The organism is Streptomyces sp. NPDC001027 (genome assembly GCF_040299045.1).
Classification (GTDB): Bacteria; Actinomycetota; Actinomycetes; order Streptomycetales; family Streptomycetaceae; genus Streptomyces.
Genome location: NZ_JBEPBI010000455.1, coordinates 1 through 3,203, shown reverse-complemented (window position 1 = coordinate 3,203; position 3,203 = coordinate 1). Strand labels below are relative to the sequence as shown.

General features: G+C 73.2%; 1 protein-coding gene. It reads right to left on the bottom strand.

What is annotated here, in order from left to right:
* Positions 1-3,203 (bottom strand): SDR family NAD(P)-dependent oxidoreductase (locus tag ABT300_RS42645; RefSeq protein ID WP_351688155.1); only part of this gene is annotated, 3,203 nt, incomplete at both ends.

The window sequence follows — 3,203 nt, the reverse complement described above, 5'->3', positions numbered from 1 at the left end:
TCCACCGCCTCCCACGACACCTCCAACAACAACCGCTGCTGCGGATCCATCGCCAACGCCTCACGCGGCGACACCCCGAAGAACTCCGCATCGAATCGACCGACATCGGACAGGAAGCCGCCGCGTCGGGGGTACGCCGACGCGCCGCGTCCGGTGCCGTCCAGGTCGTCGAATGCGGTGAGGTTGTCCCAGCCACGGTCCGTGGGGAAGCCGCCGATGGAGTCCTCCCCTTGCAGGAGCAGATCCCAGAACTGTTCGGGTGTCTCGACGCCGCCCGGGAATCGACAGCCCATGCCGATGATCGCGAGGGGATCGTCGGCGAGTGGGGCGAGCGCGGCGGCCTCGGCGAGGCGGACCGCGGAGGCGTTGGTGTGCGTGGGCGTCAGTTCGCTCTGGAGGAGTTCGGTGACTGCTTCGGGTGTGGGGTGGTCGAAGACGAGGGTCGCCGGCAGCCGGATTCCGGTCGCTGCGCCGAGGGAGTTGCGCAGCTCCAGCGCGGTCAGGGAATCGAGTCCCAGCTGCGTGAACGGCGTGTCCGGGCCGATGTGCGTTTCGGGGGCGTGCCCGAGCACGTCGGCCAGCGTGCTCCGCACGAGCGCAGCCACCGCGTCACGGCGGCGGGACTCGGGCAGGTCCAGGAGACCGAGCTGCAGGGCGGTGGGTCGCGCCGCTGACGCGGCCTCGCGCAGGGCGGGGCGGCCCGCCAGGGCACGCAGCAACGAGGGCAGCCGGTCGGCGGTCCGGCGCAGTGCGGCGCGGTCCAGGCGGAGCGGAAGCGAGGGGACGTCGATGTGGGTGAGGGCGCGGTCGAAGAGGGCGAGGGCGTCGCCGGTGGGCAGCGCGCCGATGCCGTTGCGGGCGGCGCGGCTCTGCGCGGCATCGGTGAGACCGGTGGTCATGGCGCTGTCGGCTTCCCACAGGCCCCAGGCGACGGACACCGCGGGACGTCCGTCGACGCGCAGGCGGACGGCGAAGGCGTCCAGGAAGGAGTTCGCGGCGACGTAGTTGCCCTGCCCGGGGCCGGCGAACGTGGCGGCGGCCGAGGAGAACAGCACGAACGCCGACAGGTCGAGGTGTCGTGTCAGCTCGTGGAGATGGACCGCCGCGTCGACCTTGGGCCGCAGCACCGAGGTGAGTCGCTCCGGCGTGAGGGAGGTGACCACGCTGTCGTCGAGCGTTCCGGCGATGTGCACCACGGCGCCGAGCGGATGTGCGGGCGAGATGTCGCGGATGACGTCGGCGAGAGCGTCACGGTCGGCCGCGTCGCAGCTCACGACGGTGACTCGGGCGTCGACGGCGGCGAGTTCGGCGATCAGCGCGGCTGCGCCCGGGGTCTGCGGGCCCCGCCGGCTGACGAGGAGCAGGTGACGCACGCCGTGGCGGTGCACGAGGTGGCGGACGGTGGCGGACCCCACCGTGCCGATGCCGCCGGTGACGAGCACCGTGCGGTCCGCGGGGAAGGACGCCGCGGCCGGTCGCTGCGCGGAGGCCGCGACCCGTGTGAGCGTCGGAGCGAGCAACTGCGCGTCGCGCAGTACGAGTTCGTCTCTTCCCCGCCGGGTCGCGTCCCTGAGCTGGTCGTCGGTGGGAGTGGCCTCGGTGTCGGTGTCAAGGAGCAGGATCCGCCCGGGGTTCTCCGACGCTGCCGACTTGAACAGCCCTCGCACCGCGGCGGCGGGCAGGTCCGCCACGGTCTCGCCGGGGCGCGCGGCGACCGCGCCGCGTGTCAGCAGCAGCAGGCGCGAGTGGTCGGCGCGCGTTTCGGTGAGCCAGCGCTGGAGCAGACGGAGGGCTTGCTCCGCGGCAGCGTGCACGTCGGGCACGAGCCCGGCGCCGGTGGCGCCGTCGGCGTCCGCGGTGTGCCACGGGACGGCGACGAGGTCGGCGAAGGGACCGTCGTCCGAGGTGGCCGACAGAGCCGTCAGGAGCTCATCCGGGCTCTGCCGGACCACGGCTTCTACGTCGCCCCGCCGCTCCGTGGCGGCCTCGGCCGCGGTCCAGGTGACGGTGTAGAGGTCGCTGCCGTGCTGCCGGACGGCGTCGGGACGTTCGTGGGCGTCGAAGGGCAGGACGGCCAGGGTCGAGGCGGTCAGGACGGGGGCCCCCGTGACGTCCAGCAGCCGGAGCTCGCTTTCCGTCGTCGAGCGCGGAACGACGTGCATCCGTATGCTCGCCGCCGCACGCGCGTGGAGGGTGACTCCGGACCAGGCCACGAGGTGCGGCGCCGGTTGTCCGGCTGCCGTCAGGACGAGCAGGGCGGAGTCCAGCAGGGCGGGGTGCACGGCGAACCTGGCCGCCTCGGCCTCCGCCGTCTCCGGCAGAGCGGCCTCCGCGAAGACCTCGTCTCCCAGACGCCAGACTGCTGTCAGCACCTGCGAGCGCGGCAGGTCGACGTCCGCGTACACCTCGTCCAGGGGAACGGGCGCCGCGCCCGGCGGGGGCCACGCCGCAGCGGCGTCCGGGCTCGGGCCGGTCGGATCATCGGAGCCGGCGAGCAGGGTTCCGTGGGCGTGGCGGGTCCAAGGCCGGTCCTCGTCCGACGGGCCGGCGTCGGGGTCGTACGGCCGTCCGTACAGAGAGAAGGCCCAACGCTGCTCGCCCTGGACTGCCTCCGTGACCGTCTGCACCTCGATCTCCCCGGCTGTGGGGAGCGACAGGGGGGTGTCGACGCGCAGTTCGGCAAGGTGATGCGCGCCGATGCCGCGTCCGGCGTGAAGAGCCAGGTCGGTCAGGACGGAGGCGGCCACGAGCGAGCCGCCGCCGGTGGCGAGCTCGCCGAGCCAGGGCTGTGTGCGCGGCGAGAGGCGTCCTGTGGCCACTACGGTGGTGGAGTCGGCGAGGCCGATTCCGTCCGAGAGCAGCGGGTGTTCCCCGCGACGTCCGGCGTGGTCGGCGACAGGATCGAGCCAGTAGCGTGCCCGCTGGAAGGGGTACGTGGGCAACGGGACCGACTCGTTGGTGTCGTTCAGGAGCGCCTTCCAGTCCACCGCCCTGCCGGAGACGTGCAGCGCTGCCATCGCCGCCACCGTGGTCCGGGACTCGTCCCGGTCCTTGCGGAGTGTCGCGACGAAAAGGGCTTCGTCGCCAGCCTCTTCGGCAACGGCACGTGCGAGTGCGGTGAGGGTGGAGTCCGGGCCGATCTCCAGGAAGCGGGTCACGCCCTCCGCGGCCAGCACGCCGACCCCGTCGGCGAAACGCACCGC